At 59.3% G+C, this 14,818-nt stretch carries 16 protein-coding genes and 1 other RNA gene; 6 read left to right on the forward strand and 11 right to left on the reverse strand.

What is annotated here, in order from left to right:
• Positions 1 to 32 precede the first annotated feature (32 nt).
• Both rnpB and rsmI read right to left on the reverse strand, forming a co-directional pair.
• Positions 33 to 386: RNase P RNA component class A (rnpB, locus tag ABTV87_RS24150), an RNA gene on the reverse strand.
• 73 nt (positions 387 to 459) lie between these two features.
• The gene (gene rsmI / locus ABTV87_RS24155; protein WP_433898481.1) at positions 460 to 1,365 is read right to left on the reverse strand and encodes a 16S rRNA (cytidine(1402)-2'-O)-methyltransferase; all 906 of its coding nucleotides are present in this window, start codon (positions 1,363 to 1,365) and stop codon (positions 460 to 462) included.
• A 177-nt stretch (positions 1,366 to 1,542) separates the two neighbouring features.
• Here rsmI and ABTV87_RS24160 point away from each other — a divergent pair, with 177 nt between their 5' ends.
• The 4 genes from ABTV87_RS24160 (at position 1,543) to ABTV87_RS24175 (ending at position 4,987) form a co-directional block, all read left to right on the forward strand.
• Positions 1,543 to 3,354 carry a penicillin-binding protein activator gene (locus tag ABTV87_RS24160; RefSeq protein ID WP_433898482.1) on the forward strand — a complete coding sequence of 604 codons (1,812 nt, stop codon included), beginning with the start codon at positions 1,543 to 1,545 and terminating at the stop codon, positions 3,352 to 3,354.
• Complete coding sequence (locus ABTV87_RS24165; protein ID WP_007956783.1) at positions 3,354 to 3,716, forward strand: YraN family protein; 363 nt, start codon at positions 3,354 to 3,356, stop codon at positions 3,714 to 3,716. Before ABTV87_RS24160 ends, ABTV87_RS24165 begins: the two co-directional genes overlap by 1 nt.
• Before the next feature lie 102 nt (positions 3,717 to 3,818).
• Positions 3,819 to 4,412: a phosphoheptose isomerase gene (locus ABTV87_RS24170; RefSeq protein ID WP_007928463.1), complete on the forward strand. Its 594-nt coding sequence runs from the start codon at positions 3,819 to 3,821 to the stop codon at positions 4,410 to 4,412.
• Entirely contained in the window at positions 4,409 to 4,987 is a 579-nt protein-coding gene (locus ABTV87_RS24175) for a BON domain-containing protein (protein ID WP_085606924.1), read from the forward strand. Before ABTV87_RS24170 ends, ABTV87_RS24175 begins: the two co-directional genes overlap by 4 nt.
• 51 nt (positions 4,988 to 5,038) lie before the next feature.
• On the opposite strand, the gene ABTV87_RS24180 is transcribed toward ABTV87_RS24175, so the two are convergent.
• The 7 genes from ABTV87_RS24180 to rplM all read right to left on the reverse strand — a co-directional run bounded on the left by ABTV87_RS24180 (position 5,039) and on the right by rplM (position 9,925).
• A complete protein-coding gene (locus ABTV87_RS24180; protein ID WP_007956787.1) occupies positions 5,039 to 5,452 on the reverse strand; it encodes a ClpXP protease specificity-enhancing factor in 414 nt (137 codons plus the stop codon).
• Positions 5,453 to 5,468: 16 nt separating this feature from the next.
• A complete protein-coding gene (locus ABTV87_RS24185) occupies positions 5,469 to 6,086 on the reverse strand; it encodes a glutathione S-transferase N-terminal domain-containing protein (protein ID WP_011335872.1) in 618 nt (205 codons plus the stop codon).
• Between the two features lie 148 nt (positions 6,087 to 6,234).
• Positions 6,235 to 7,017 (reverse strand): cytochrome c1, encoded by a 783-nt coding sequence (locus ABTV87_RS24190; protein ID WP_007956790.1) that lies wholly within the window; start codon positions 7,015 to 7,017, stop codon positions 6,235 to 6,237.
• Complete coding sequence (locus ABTV87_RS24195; RefSeq protein WP_007956792.1) at positions 7,017 to 8,228, reverse strand: cytochrome b; 1,212 nt, start codon at positions 8,226 to 8,228, stop codon at positions 7,017 to 7,019. The genes ABTV87_RS24190 and ABTV87_RS24195 overlap by 1 nt, the downstream gene beginning before the upstream one ends.
• Positions 8,228 to 8,821: a ubiquinol-cytochrome c reductase iron-sulfur subunit gene (gene petA / locus ABTV87_RS24200; protein ID WP_007917031.1), complete on the reverse strand. Its 594-nt coding sequence runs from the start codon at positions 8,819 to 8,821 to the stop codon at positions 8,228 to 8,230. The genes ABTV87_RS24195 and petA overlap by 1 nt, the downstream gene beginning before the upstream one ends.
• A gap of 268 nt (positions 8,822 to 9,089) precedes the next feature.
• Positions 9,090 to 9,482 carry a 30S ribosomal protein S9 gene (rpsI, locus tag ABTV87_RS24205; RefSeq protein ID WP_007956794.1) on the reverse strand — a complete coding sequence of 131 codons (393 nt, stop codon included), beginning with the start codon at positions 9,480 to 9,482 and terminating at the stop codon, positions 9,090 to 9,092.
• A gap of 14 nt (positions 9,483 to 9,496) precedes the next feature.
• Positions 9,497 to 9,925, reverse strand: a complete 429-nt coding sequence (gene rplM, locus ABTV87_RS24210) for a 50S ribosomal protein L13 (protein ID WP_003228062.1) — start codon at positions 9,923 to 9,925, stop codon at positions 9,497 to 9,499.
• Positions 9,926 to 10,169: 244 nt separating this feature from the next.
• On the opposite strand from rplM, the gene ABTV87_RS24215 reads away from it, so the two are divergent.
• Complete coding sequence (locus ABTV87_RS24215; RefSeq protein WP_085606928.1) at positions 10,170 to 11,210, forward strand: NADP(H)-dependent aldo-keto reductase; 1,041 nt, start codon at positions 10,170 to 10,172, stop codon at positions 11,208 to 11,210.
• A 132-nt stretch (positions 11,211 to 11,342) separates the two neighbouring features.
• Here the strand turns inward: ABTV87_RS24215 and ABTV87_RS24220 are convergent, their stop codons facing one another.
• The gene (locus ABTV87_RS24220; RefSeq protein WP_433898483.1) at positions 11,343 to 12,479 is read right to left on the reverse strand and encodes an acyl-CoA dehydrogenase family protein; all 1,137 of its coding nucleotides are present in this window, start codon (positions 12,477 to 12,479) and stop codon (positions 11,343 to 11,345) included.
• A 246-nt stretch (positions 12,480 to 12,725) separates the two neighbouring features.
• On the opposite strand from ABTV87_RS24220, the gene ABTV87_RS24225 reads away from it, so the two are divergent.
• On the forward strand, positions 12,726 to 13,622 hold the full coding sequence (locus ABTV87_RS24225; RefSeq protein WP_170929381.1) for a GlxA family transcriptional regulator: 897 nt from the start codon (positions 12,726 to 12,728) through the stop codon (positions 13,620 to 13,622).
• A gap of 62 nt (positions 13,623 to 13,684) precedes the next feature.
• Here ABTV87_RS24225 and zapE read toward each other — a convergent pair whose 3' ends face one another.
• Complete coding sequence (gene zapE / locus ABTV87_RS24230) at positions 13,685 to 14,779, reverse strand: cell division protein ZapE (RefSeq protein ID WP_085606932.1); 1,095 nt, start codon at positions 14,777 to 14,779, stop codon at positions 13,685 to 13,687.
• Positions 14,780 to 14,818: the final 39 nt, after the last annotated feature.

A 14,818-nucleotide genomic window follows, 5' to 3' on the forward strand; every position in this document is an offset into this window, starting at 1 on the left:
TCGCCTTTAATTCAAGCAGGGAAAAGAAAAAGGTGGAGAGTCGATCTGTAAGCCGGGTTCTGTCTTGAACAGTCATTCGTCTACGATGGCCATCACTGGACATCTTTAGCAACCTACCCGGTCCCAGCGCGGGCCACGCCTTGGGACCCTATTTGGTCTTGCTCCAAGTGGGGTTTACCTAGCCACGAACTGTTGCCAGACGTGCGGTGCGCTCTTACCGCACCTTTTCACCCTTACCGGCGCCGAAGCGCTTAGGCGGTTATTTTCTGTGGCACTTTCCGTAGGCTCACGCCTCCCAGGCATTACCTGGCACTTCGCCCTATGGAGCCCGGACTTTCCTCCCCCCCCTAATTTTCATAGAGGGCAGCGACTGTCCGATCGACTCTCCGCCGCGCAGGTTAACGGCAGAGCGGCCGAAGAACAAGCGCTAATAGCCCGCAAACCGGTCTGCGCGACGGGTTACGCGTCTTTTTGCTGATCCAGTGCTACCTGATACAGCACGTTTTTGCGCTCACCGGTGATTTGCGCTGCCAGAGCCGCCGCGCGCTTGAGCGGCATCTCTTCGAGCAACAGATTGAGGATGCGCATCGCCTCGCTGCTGACGGCGTCTTCGGATTCCGGCGCGGTCCAGCCTGCCACCACCACGACGCATTCGCCACGCTGCTGATTACTGTCCGCCTCGACGAATGCCCGCAACTCGCTCAGCGGCAATCCCTTGAGCGTTTCGAAGGTCTTGGTGATTTCACGAGCGAGCAATGCAGGACGATCAGCACCGAACACCGCCTCCATATCCTGCAGGCATTCCAGAATACGGTGCGGCGCCTCGTAAAAAATCAGCGTGCGCGGTTCTTCCTTGATAGCTTCCAGACGCGCCTTGCGCCCCACGGCCTTGGCCGGCAAAAAGCCTTCGAAGATAAAGCGGTCGGACGGCAGACCGGCAGCCGATAACGCTGCGATCAACGCGCACGCACCCGGCACCGGCACCACATTGATCCCGGCGGCACGGGCCTGACGCACCAGGTGATAACCCGGATCGGAAATCAGCGGCGTACCGGCATCGGAAATCAGTGCGACGTTGTCGCCCGCCAGCAGACGGGTAATGAAGCGACTGCCTTCATCGCGCTCGTTGTGTTCATGACAGGCTGCCAGCGGCGTGGAGATGCCGAAGTGCTGCATCAGGCGCTGGGAATGGCGCGTGTCCTCGGCGGCGATCAGCGCCACCTCGCGCAGGATCCTCAACGCCCGGGCGCTGATGTCATCCAGGTTGCCGATGGGCGTCGCCACCACATAAAGCGAGCCCGCAGCGGAATTCAAAGGACCTGGAGCAGTCAAAGCGCACACCTCATGATCGGTAAAAGCCGCCATTGTAGCGCGTCGTGCGCCGGACGATGCGTCCGGGTCGGACACGGTTTGTCGCACCATTGTGAGGCTGCGCACTCTTTGTATCAGCTAAATTGACGGTTTCACGCCAGTAACATCGCGCCCCGGCCAGTGCTTGGGTACAATTCGACGCTAATTTGATCGAGTATCAGGAACACTTACATGATCGCTTGCCTGCGGCTGTTCACTGCCCTCTGCCTCGCTGCCTTGCTGGCGGCTTGCGCCAGCTCCCCTTCCTCCAGCCTTGGCGAACTTCCACGGACCCCGGATGCCACCATTGAGCAACTGCTCGAACAGGCTGCCCAGGCCAAATCGCCGGACAAGGCTGCGCTGCTGCGCCTGAGTGCGGCAGACATGGCGTACCGCCAGGGCAATGCCGGACAGTCCGCGCAAATCCTGCAGCAAGTGCCGATGGAACAACTCCAGCCCGGCCAGCAGGCATTCGCCAGCACCCTGTCTGCCGAACTGGCCATGACCCGCAATCAGCCGAAAGCCGCGCTGACTGCCCTGAGCCACCCAAGCCTGCAACGCCTGAGTGAAATGTCCGTACCGCTGCAAGTTCGCGCCGGCACCGTTCACGCCCGCGCCCTTGAAGCCGACGGCCAGACCCTGGCTGCCGCACGCGAGCGCATCTTCATCGCGCCGATGCTGGAAGGCGAAGCCGCCAGCAAGAACCACGAAGCGATCTGGACCCTGATTGCGTCGCTGCCGGCCGATCAACTGCAAGCGAACACCACCGACGACCTCGGCGGCTGGATGAGCCTGGCTCTGGCCGTGAAAACCGCCGGCACCCTGGAGCAGCAGCAAGCCGCCATCGACAACTGGCGCAACCAGCATCCGAAACACCCAGCCGCGATCAACCTGCCGCTGCCCCTGACCAAACTCAAGGAGCTGGCCAGCCAGCCTCTGAGCAAGATCGCCCTGCTGCTGCCACAGGACGGCCAACTGGCCTCGGTCGGCAAGGCCCTGCGTGACGGCTTCATGGCCGCGCACTATCAGGCTCAGCAAGCTGGCCAGAAACCACCGGCCATCGAGTTCTACGACAGCTCGAAACTGACCAACCTCGACGAGTTCTACCGCAAGGCCCAGGCCGATGGTGTGCAACTGGTCGTCGGCCCGCTGGAGAAGCCACTGGTCAAACAATTGAGCACTCGCCCGCAACTGCCGATCACCACCCTCGCCCTGAACTACAGCGAAGGCGATCAAGGCCCGGCGCAGCTGTTCCAGTTCGGTCTGGCCGCTGAAGACGAAGCCCGCGAAGTCTCCCGCCGCGCCCGTGCCGACGGCCTGCATCGCGCCGCCATCATGGTGCCGAAAGGCGAATGGGGCGACCGTGTGCTGCGCGCCTTCAGCCAGGACTGGCAAGCCAACGGTGGCAGCATCGTTGCCACCGAACGTGTCGACCAGCCGGTGCAACTGGCCCAGCAGATCGCCGACATGTTCCAGCTGCGTCAGAGCGAAGCCCGCGCCAAGAGCCTGCAGAATGCTGCCGGCACCAACGTTGCCGCCCAGCCGTCGCGTCGCCAGGACATCGAGTTCATCTTCCTCGCCGCCACCCCGCAGCAGGCGCAGCAGATCAAGCCGACCCTGAACTTCCAGTACGCTGGTGACGTGCCGGTCTATGCAACCTCCCACGTGTTCAGCGCCAGCGGCGACGTGAACCAGTACAACGACATGAATGGTGTGCGCTTCTGCGAAACCCCGTGGCTGCTGGAAACCAGCGATCCGCTGCGTCAACAGGTCACCGCGCAATGGCCACAAGCCGCCGGTAGCCTCGGCCGCCTGTACGCGATGGGCGTCGATGCCTACCGCCTGGCGCCACGCCTGGATCAGCTCAAGGCACTGCCGGACAGCCGCATCGAAGGTCAGTCGGGCAGCCTGGGCATGACCCAGTCCCAGCGCGTCATCCGTCAATTGCCATGGGCGCAGTTCGTCAGCGGTCAGATCCAGCGCCTGCCGGACACTCCACGCTGATGCCCGACAGGTCACACCTGCAAAGCGGCAAGGATGCCGAGCGCCAGGCGCTCGAGCATCTGCAACACCAGGGTCTGCGCCTGCTGGCGCAGAACTGGTTATGTAAACGCGGTGAGCTTGATCTGGTCATGCTTGATGGCGATACAGTAGTATTCGTCGAAGTCCGTTACCGAAAGAACACTCAATGGGGTGGCGCACTCGACAGCATCGATGGGCGCAAACGGCAGAAACTGATTTTCGCCGCACAGTATTTTCTTCAGCGCGAGTCGCGTTGGGCCAATTCCCCCTGCCGCTTCGACGTGGTGGCCATCGACAGCCACCAGGGTCAGCTGAACTGGTTGCAGAATGCGTTCGACAGTTGACCGCCTGCTCCGACCCGGACACTTTCACTCAACACTTTTGCTCTTTGCTTTGCGGGCTGCACATTCACGTGCCGGACAGCCGCGCTAATTAAGGTCACACAGATGGACATGCAATCCCGAATTCGCCAGCTTTTCCAGGCCAGCATCGACACCAAGCAACAGGCGATGGACGTACTTGCACCGCACATCGAGCAAGCCAGCCAGGTGATGGTCAACGCCCTGCTCAACGAGGGCAAAATGCTCTCGTGCGGTAACGGCGGCTCGGCCGGCGACGCCCAGCACTTCTCCTCGGAACTGCTCAACCGTTTCGAGCGTGAGCGCCCTAGCCTGCCGGCCATCGCGCTGACCACCGACAGCTCGACCATCACCTCGATCGCCAACGACTACAGCTACAACGAAGTGTTCTCCAAGCAGATCCGCGCACTCGGCCAGCCGGGTGACGTATTGCTGGCGATTTCGACCAGCGGCAACTCGGCGAACATTATTCAGGCGATCCAGGCCGCACATGATCGCGAAATGATTGTCGTAGCATTGACCGGACGCGACGGCGGCGGCATGGCTTCGCTGCTGCTGCCCGAAGACGTCGAGATTCGCGTTCCGGCCAACGTCACCGCACGTATTCAGGAAGTCCACTTGCTGGCGATCCATTGCCTTTGCGATCTGATCGACAGCCAACTGTTCGGGAGTGAAGAATGACCCCTAATCGCCTTGGCCTTCTGGCCTTGACCCTGTGCCTCGGCATCAGCGGCTGCACCTCGGTGGTGAATGCCAGCCGTGAAGCGCCGATCGAAGACGACCGTGGCACCCGCACTTTCGGCAGCAAGATCGATGACTCGCTGATCGAAACCAAAGTCGGCGTCAACGTGGCCAAGGCCGACCCGGCCCTGGACAACGACTCGCACATCGTCGTCACCAGCTTCAACGGTGTCGTGTTGCTGGCCGGCCAGACCCCGCGCGCAGACCTCAAGGAGAAGGCCGAACAGGCCGCCGCCAACGTCCAGCGCGTGAAAAAGGTTCACAACGAACTGCAAGTGATCGCACCTTCAGGCTTCATTGCCCGTCAGAACGACTCCTGGCTGACCACCAAGATCAAGACCCAGATGCTCGCCGACGCCAGCATTCCGGGCTCGCGCATCAAGGTCGTGACCGAGAACGGTATCGTCTATCTGCTGGGTCTGCTGACCAAACAGGAGGCCGCCCAGGCGACCAACCTGGTTCAGGGCGTTTCCGGCGTACAGAAGATTGTGAAGCTGTTCGAATACATCGACTGACCCGCAAAACGCAGGCACAAAAAAGGCGATCCAACCGGATCGCCTTTTTTATTACTTCACCACTTTCAGGCTTGGCCGGCCGCTTGGGCGCGGCGGCTCGCTGTCCGGTGGCGGAACATCGTCATCCTGCTCGATCTCGTCTTCGTCATCCATCGGCGACTCCAGATCGAACACCATGCCCTGACCGTTTTCCCGGGCGTAGATCCCCAGGATTGCAGCAATCGGCACGTACAGACTGTGCGGGACGCCACCGAAGCGACCTTCGAAGGTCACAACGTCGTTGTCCATATGCAAGTGCCGCACGGCACTTGGCGAAATGTTCAGGACAATCTGCCCGTCACTGGCAAATCCCTGTGGCACCTGCACCGCCGGGTACTCGGAATTGACCAGCATGTGCGGGGTGCAATCGTTATCCACAATCCACTCGTAGAGCGCGCGGACCAGATAAGGTCGACTGGAGTTCATAGCGGCTCCTTAAGCCTTAGCGCATGTCGCGTTCGACACCAGACAGACTCGCCTGGAAAGCCTCACGCGCAAACTGACGCTCCATATAATCAAGCAGCGGCTTGGCGGGCCGCGGCAGTTCTATACCCAGAATCGGCAAACGCCAGAGTATTGGCAATAGGCAGCAATCCACCAGACTTTGTTCCTCACTGAGGAAAAACGGCTTGTCGGCAAACAGCGGCGACACGCCCGTCAGGCTTTCGCGCAATTCCTTGCGCGCCACGGCACGGGCCGCTTCCTTGGTGCGCGAATCCAGAATCAGATCCACCAGACCACACCAGTCGCGCTGAATGCGGTGAATCAGCAGACGACTGTTGGCACGCGCCACCGGGTACACGGGCATCAATGGCGGATGCGGGTAACGCTCATCCAGGTATTCCATCACCACGGTCGACTCCCACAACGCCAGGTCACGATCGACCAGCGTGGGCAGACTGCCGTAAGGGTTCACTTCAATCAGTTTAGGCGGCTGACGACCAGCCTCCACAAAAATGATTTCGGCGCTGACACCCTTCTCTGCAAGCACGATGCGCACTCGGTGGGAATAGTGGTCGGCGGGGTCGGAGTAACAGGCCAACCGATTGGTCACGCCCATGGCGATCCTCCTCGCTTGTTGAAATAGTCGGAGCCGGAAAAACGCGCGCGCCCAGAGGGCGCCTCCCGCAACGGCTGGCGAACCAGGCGTTGCGTTTTCAGAGGCGCCCTTGGGCGCGCGCGATTAACAGCAATTGCTTGAAGCGTTATCAGTGCACGTCTTTCCAGTATTCACGCTTGAGCAGGTAGGCGAACACAAAGAAGAACGCCAGGTACAGCAAGACGTAAGTACCGATGCGCTGATGTTGCAGCTTAACCGGGTTAGCCGAGTAAGCCAGGAAGGTTACCAGATTCTTGACCTTCTCATCGAACTGCTCTTCGTTGAGGGTTCCGGTTTTCGGCACGATGGTCAACTGATCGCACGCTTCATGAGTCAGAGGCGTACCGGTCAGCGGGTCATATTGCTTCTTGCCGTCTTCGACGATCTGTACCTGTTTGCAACCCACGACCTGACGACCTTGCAGGCCGACCAGCACGTTAGGCATGCCGACGTTCGGGAAGACCTTGTTGTTCACGCCCCATGGACGTGCAGGATCTTCGTAGAACGACTTGAGGTAACCGTAGAGCCAGTCAGTGCCGCGAACACGAGCCACCAGCGTCAGGTCCGGCGGCGCGGCGCCGAACCAGGTCTTGGCGTCGGCCGGCTGCATGCCGATGTTCATGTGATCGCCGATCTTGGCGCCGGTGAACACCAATTTCTCCAGCATCAGTTCGTGCGGAACGCCGAGATCATCGGCCACACGCTCGTAACGCTGGAACTTGGCACTGTGGCAACCCATGCAATAGTTGGCGAAAGTACGCGCACCATCCTGCAGGGCAGCCTTGTCGGAAACGTCGATGTCGACCTTTTCCAGTTCCGGACCACCGTGTTCGGCCGCGAAAGACAGCACTGGCAGAGCAGCAAAAATCAGAGCAAAAAATAACTTTTTCATCAGCCAGTCACCCTTTCCGGAACCGGTTTGGTCTTCTCGAGCCTGGTGTAGAACGGCATCAGAATGAAGTAGGCGAAGTACAGGAAGGTGCAGACCTGCGACAGCAGCGTACGGCCTGGCGTCGGGGCCAGAACGCCCAGAATGCCGAGGATCACGAACGAAATGCAGAACACCACCAGCCAGATCTTGCTCATCCAGCCTTTGTAGCGCATCGACTTGACCGGGCTGCGGTCGAGCCACGGCAGGACGAACAGCACCGCAATCGCTGCACCCATGGCGATAACGCCCATGAGCTTGTCAGGGACCGCACGCAAGATTGCGTAGAACGGTGTGAAGTACCAGACCGGCGCAATGTGCTCAGGCGTCTTGAACGGGTTGGCTTGCTCGAAGTTAGGTTTTTCGAGGAAGTAACCACCCATTTCCGGGAAGAAGAACACGATGAAGCAGAAGATGAACAGGAACACCACGACGCCGACGATATCTTTCACGGTGTAGTACGGGTGGAAGGCGATGCCGTCCAGCGGGATACCGTTTTCGTCTTTGTGCTTCTTGATGTCCACGCCGTCCGGGTTGTTCGAACCGACTTCGTGCAGCGCCAGGATGTGCAGCACCACCAGACCGAGAATCACGATCGGCAGCGCAACCACGTGCAGGGCGAAGAAGCGGTTCAGGGTGATCCCGGAAATCAGGTAGTCACCACGGATCCACTGGGTCAGGTCGTTGCCGATGACCGGGATCGCACCGAACAGCGAGATGATCACCTGGGCACCCCAGTAGGACATCTGGCCCCACGGCAGCAGGTAACCCATGAAGGCTTCGGCCATCAGCGCCAGGTAGATCAGCATGCCGAAGACCCACACCAGCTCGCGCGGTTTCTGGTACGAACCGTAGAGCAGGCCACGGAACATGTGCAGATAGACCACGATGAAGAACGCCGAAGCGCCGGTGGAGTGCAGCAGGCGCAGGATCGAACCGTACTCGACGTCGCGCATGATGTATTCGACGGAAGCGAACGCTTCTTCCGCCGACGGGGTGTAGCTCATGGTCAGCCAGACACCGGTGACGATCTGGTTGACCAGAACGAGCAGCGCCAGCGATCCGAAGAAGTAGAAGAAGTTGAAGTTTTTTGGAGCGTAATACTTGCTGAGATGGTCTTCCCACATCTTGGTGGCGGGGAAGCGTGCATCAACCCAATCCATGAACTTGCTCATCACGCTTTCTCCGTATCGACGCCAATGACAATCAGGTCATCGGTCTCATAGGAATGCGGGGGTACTGGCAGGTTCAAAGGCGCAGGTTGCGACTTGTAGACGCGGCCAGCCAGATCGTAGTGGGAACCGTGGCAAGGGCAGAAATAGCCGCCTACCCAGTCTTTGCCCAGATCCGCGGGTGCCACTTCGGGACGGAAAGTCGGTGAGCAACCCAGGTGAGTGCAGATCCCGATCAACAGGAGGATTTCCGGCTTGATCGAACGCACTTCAGGGTCGACATAAGTGGGTTGCGTGGAGTTTTTGGAGGTCGGATCGGAGAGCTGGCCCTCGATCTTCTTGAGATTCCCCAGGATTTCCTCGGTACGGCGGACAATGAACACCGGCTGGCCGCGCCATTCAGCAATCATCTGCTGCCCTGGCTCGATTTTGCTGACATTCACTTTCACCGGTGCTCCGGCAGCCTTCGCCTTGGCACTGGGAAACCATGACCCCACGAACGGGACCGCAGCCCCCACCGCTCCTGCAGCACCCACCACGGATGTGGCTGCTACCAAGAAGCGACGCCGGCCTGCATTCACGCCGTCATTGCTCATTCAGTCCTCTCCCATCAGCTTTGTGGCCTGTTAAATCAGGCGTCTACTAAATTGAAACTATGTACTTATAAAAATTTTGCCGAATGGTAATGAAAACCCCCAATTCTGACAAGGTAATTACCCGGAGGGCTGGCCCTCAAGCCTTGTAGTATAGGGGGTCTACGAATGTGGCAAGTTGTCACAGCGCAATTATTCAAGAAATCGCACGCATAAAAAAACGCCCGGTTCCGTGAGGAATCGGGCGTTCTTTTTGAACGTGGAAGCGAAATTAACGCTTCGAGTACTGCGGACGCTTACGCGCTTTACGCAGACCAACTTTCTTACGTTCAACTTCACGGGCGTCGCGAGTAACGAAGCCAGCTTTGCGCAGAGCGCTACGCAGGGTTTCGTCGTAGTCCATCAGAGCGCGAGTGATGCCGTGGCGGATTGCGCCAGCTTGACCACTTACACCACCACCGATGACGGTGACGTAGATGTCGAACTTCTCGACAGTCTCAGTCAGTTCCAGCGGCTGACGAACTACCATGCGGGCAGTTTCGCGACCGAAGAACGTGTCCAGGGAGCGGTTGTTGATGGAGATGTTACCAGTACCCGGACGCAGGAAAACGCGTGCGGTTGCGGTCTTGCGACGGCCAGTGCCGTAATTTTGAGTCGCCGACATAATGAACTATTCCGTTAAATCTTCAGTTCTTGGGGCTGCTGAGCAGTATGAGGGTGTGCAGCGCCCGCATAGACTTTCAGCTTACGGTACATGTCGCGACCCAGTGGGTTTTTAGGCAGCATGCCTTTAACCGCGGTCTCGATCACGCGCTCAGGGGCCTTGGCGATCAGCTTTTCAAAGTTGATCGACTTGATGCCGCCCGGGAAACCGGAGTGGGAGTAGTACATTTTGTCAGTGGTTTTAGCACCGGTAACACGGATCTGCTCAGCGTTGATTACGACGATGTAGTCGCCGGTGTCAACGTGAGGAGTGTACTCAGGCTTGTGCTTGCCACGCAGACGGCTCGCGATTTCGGTGGCCAGACGACCCAGGGTCTGACCAGCAGCGTCGACGACAAACCAGTCGCGCTTTACTGTTTCCGGTTTAGCAGTAAAAGTTTTCATTCTTTATAGCCTCAGGGGCCGCCTGTAAATAAGACGGCGGATCTTACTGAATAGTGCGTACTTTGACAAGTCAAAGGCAGCCGGATACAGACGCTTTCGGGGGCTCGGGTCGGCGCGTCCGTTCAACGGCAAGATTCTTCGGCGGCGGCGCATCACTTCCACTGCAGAAAGAGGTCGGCAATTATGCAGATTGCGAAAAAAATTTCAACCTGCTTTTATGCTTGTTTTGCCCAAGGAGCACCCGATGGACTATCGCCAGCTAGGCCGTACCGACCTGAACGTGAGTGCAATCTGCCTCGGCACCATGACCTGGGGCGAGCAAAACACTGAAGCTGAAGCCTTCGCCCAGATCGAGCGGGCAAAAGAGGCCGGGATCAATTTCCTCGACACCGCCGAGATGTACCCGGTGCCGCCGAAAGCCGAAACCTACGCCACCACCGAGCGCTACATCGGCAATTACTTCAAGAGCCGTGGCGACCGCGCCGACTGGATCCTCGCCAGCAAGATCGCCGGCCCCGGCAACACCATCGACTACATCCGCGACAAGAACCTGCGCCACAACCGCCAGCACATCACCGAAGCCGTGGACGCCAGCCTCAAGCGCCTCCAGACCGACTACATCGATCTGTATCAATTGCACTGGCCGGAGCGCAGCACCAACTTTTTCGGACAGCTGGGCTACAAGCACCAGACCGAAGCCAACCTGACGCCGCTCGAAGACACCCTTGAAGCGCTCGATGAGCAAGTGAAGGCCGGCAAGATCCGTCACATCGGCCTGTCCAACGAGACACCGTGGGGCACCATGCGCTTTCTCGCCCTGGCCGAAGCCCGTGGCTGGCCGCGCGCCGTGTCAATCCAGAACCCGTACAACCTGCTCAACCGCAGCTTCGAGATCGGCCTGGCGGAAATCGCCATCCGTGAACAATGCGGTCTGCTCGCCTATTCGCCGCTCGCGTTCGGTTTCCTGTCGGGCAAGTACGAGGGTGGGGCGCGCCCGCCAAAAGGCCGCCTGAGCCTCTACAGCCGCTTCAGCCGCTATTTCAACCCGCAATCGGAAGCGGCGTGCAGCCGTTACGTGGCGCTGGCTCGTGAACACGGTCTGGATCCGGCGCAAATGGCTCTGGCCTTTGTGAACCAGCAACCGTTCGTCACCAGCAACATCATCGGGGCAACGACGCTGGAGCAACTGGACAGCAACATCGCCAGCTACGAGCTGAAACTGTCGAGGGAAGTGCTGGAAGGGATCGAAGCGATTCACAAGGATCATCCGAACCCTGCGCCGTAATCCAGGACGATAATCGTTCCCACGCTCTGCGTGGGAACGCATACCGCGACGCTCCGCGTCACTCCCAAAGCGGACGCAGAGCGTCCATGGCGGCATTCCCACGCAGAGCGTGGGAACGATCACACGCTCGGATCAAAGCGACCGCGCAATGATCTCCTTCATGATTTCATTGGTGCCGGCATAGATCCGCTGCACCCGCGCATCCGCCCAGGCCCGGGCCACCGGGTATTCCCACATGAAACCGTAGCCGCCATGCAGCTGCACGCACTCGTCGAGCACCTTGCATTGCAGGTCGGTGCCCCAGTACTTGGCCATCGCCGCCGTCGGCACGTCCAGTTTGCCTTGCAGGTGCAGCTCCAGGCAGCGGTCGACGAACACCCGGCCGATCTGAATCTCGGTGGCCATTTCCGCCAGTTTGAAGCGGGTATTCTGGAAGTCGGCAATCGACTTGCCGAACGCCTTGCGGTCACGGGTGTAATCCAGCGTCCACTGAAGCGCCGCCTCGGCTGATGCCAGACCACCAATCGCCACAGTCAAACGTTCCTGCGGCAGCTCCTGCATCAGATAGGCAAATCCCGCCCCGGCCTGACCCAACAGGTTTTCCTTCGGCACGCGCACGTCCAGGAAGAACAATTCCGACGTGTCCTGAGCCTTCATTCCGACCTTCTCCAGGCGCTTGCCCTTGTCGAAGCCCGGCGTGTTCGCCTCCACCAGAAACAGGCTGGTGCCCTTGGCGCCGGCCTTGGGATCGGTCTTGGCGACGACGATCACCAGATCCGCCAGGAAGCCATTGGTGATAAACGTTTTCGAGCCGTTGATCACATACTCGTCGCCATCCAGCACCGCCGTGGTCTTGACCCCTTGCAGGTCGGAACCGGCGCCCGGCTCGGTCATGGCAATCGCGGTGACCATCTCGCCAGACACCAGCTTCGGCAGGTATTTCTGCTTCAGCGCCTCGCTGCCGTAATGCAGGATGTACGGCGCGACGATGTCCGAATGCAGTGAAAAACCGATACCGGTCAGACCCAGCCGCCCTACTTCCTCGATGACCACCGCGCTGTAAAGAAAGTCCGCCCCCAACCCGCCGTACTCCTCCGGCAGATGCGAACAAAGCATCCCCGCCTCCCCTGCCTTGTTCCACAGTTTGCGGTCGATGTAGCCTTGTTTTTCCCATTGCCCATGGAACGGCACGGCCTCTTTTTCGAGGAATGTTCGTACGCTGTCGCGGAACAATTCGTGCTCGGAGCTGAACAAGGTTCTGGGAATCATGCGGCACCTTTTCTTTATTGTTGGAGGGATCAGACCTTCAGAGACTAAGCCTCGCTTCCGATACAGGACACTGGACACATCCGACAAAAAATAAGACGATCCAGCCGTCTGGTGACCACTTTCCCTTATAAAAACAAAAGTTGAATTATGTCCAAGCAAGTCTCCACGCCCTTGCGGCGCGTCAGCATCCTGGCGATCGACCGGGTTTTCGCTTCCACCCTCATGCAAGCCAAGGATTTCTTCCATCTGGCCAGCCTGCGTTACGGCAAACAACTGGGCCACGGCCTGACTCCGGCATTCGAAACACGCCTGGTCAGCCCTGACGGCAAACCGGTGAACAGCTTCAGTGACGTGGTCATGCCGGTGGACGGCGGCCTGGAAAATGCCGATGTCATTATCCTCCCGGCGTTCTGGGACGATTTCGATACGCTGTGCCAACGTTATCCACAGATCCTGCCGTGGCTGCGCGAACAGCATGCCCGGGGCGCCGTGCTCTGCGGCGAGGCTACCGGGGTGTTCTGGCTGGCCGAGGCCGGTTTGCTCAACGGCAAGGAAGCGACCACCTACTGGCGCTTCTTCAACGCTTTCGCCGAGCGCTTCCCGCAGGTCTACCTCAATCAGGACAAGCACCTGACCGACGCCGACAACCTGTATTGCGCCGGCGGCACCACCTCAGCCTGCGATCTCTACATTTATCTGATCGAGCGCTTCTGCGGCGCCAATGTGGCCCAGGCGGTAGCTCGCGACATTCTCTATGAAGTGCAGCGCAGCTACGCACCGGGCCGCATCGGTTTCGGCGGCCAGAAACTGCATCAGGATGTGATCATCCTGCAGATCCAGCACTGGCTCGAAGAGCATTTCGCCGACAAGTTCCGCTTCGAAGACGTGGCCCGCGAACACGGCATGAGCATCCGCAACTTCATGCGCCGCTTCCAGACCGCCACCGGTGACAAGCCGCTGCACTATCTGCAACGGCTGCGCATCGAGACCGCCAAGGGCTTGCTCTCCGGTAGTCGCAAGAGCATCAAGACCATCAGCTACGAAGTCGGCTACGACGATGCGAGCTTCTTCGCACGGCTGTTCCGCCAGCACACCGAACTGTCGCCGAACCAGTACCGGCAGCAGTTCCAGCAAGCTGCCTGACGATTCGACCAGACACAAAAAAGGGCCTGCATCTGCAGGCCCTTTTTGTTTGCCGAATCCGCTTAAGGCTTGTGTGCCCGGGACAGGAACTCGTGGGATTGCATCTCCAGCAGACGGCTGAGGGTACGCTGGAACTCGAACGTCAGGCGTCCGCCGGTGTACAGGTCTTTCAACTCGACTTCGGCAGAAATGATCAGTTTGACGTTACGGTCGTAGAACTCGTCGACCATGTTGATGAAGCGTCGGGCGATGTCGTCGGTGGTGACGCTCATCTGCTCCACGCCACTGAGCAGCACGGCGTGGAAGATCTTGCCCAGTTCGATGTAGTCGTTCTGGCTGCGCGGGCCGTCGCAAAGTTCGCGGAAGTCGAACCAGGCCACGTCATCGCAAGTACGCAGGGCACGGATTTCGCGGTTTTCGATGATCAGCACATCGTTTTCCACCGCCGCCGTGCACTCAGGCGTCAGTGCGCGGAAGCTCTTGCGCAGGCTTTCGTGAGCGGCTTCGTCGAGCGGGAAGTGGAACAGCTCCGCTTGTTCGAGGTGACGCAGACGGTAGTCGACGCCGCTGTCGACGTTGACGATCTCGGTGTTCTGCTTGATCAGTGCGATGGCCGGCAGGAAGCGCGCGCGTTGCAGGCCGTCCTTGTACAGGCCGTCCGGCACGATGTTCGACGTGGCGACCAGGGTCACGCCGTTCTTGAACAGCTCTTCCATCAGCGTACCGAGGATCATGGCGTCGGTGATGTCGGAGACGAAGAATTCATCGAAGCAGATGACCCGTGATTCGGTCGCGAAACGCTTGGCGATGATGGTCAGCGGATTTTTCTCGCCGCCGAGGGTTTTCATCTCTTCGTGCACGCGCTTCATGAAGCGGTGGAAGTGGGTGCGGGTCTTTTCCTTGAATGGCAGCGCTTCGAAGAAGGTGTCCACCAGGTAAGTCTTGCCGCGACCCACGCCGCCCCAGAAATACAGGCCCTTGACCGGCGTCTGATCCTTCTTGCCAAACAGCTTGCCCAGCAAACCCGGCTTGTTCTGCTCGGCCGCGATCAGATCGTCGTACAGGCGTTGCAAATGACGCACGGCAGTTTCCTGCGCCGCATCATGGAAGAAGTCCGGGCGTTTCAGATCAGCTTGATATCGTTCTAGGGGCGTCATAATTCGTTAGCAAGGCAACAAAAACGGGCCGTCACTGTA

Origin of the sequence: Pseudomonas sp. PSE1(2024), assembly GCF_050990555.1 — a bacterium.
Lineage (GTDB): Bacteria > Pseudomonadota > Gammaproteobacteria > Pseudomonadales > Pseudomonadaceae > Aquipseudomonas > Aquipseudomonas aphyarum.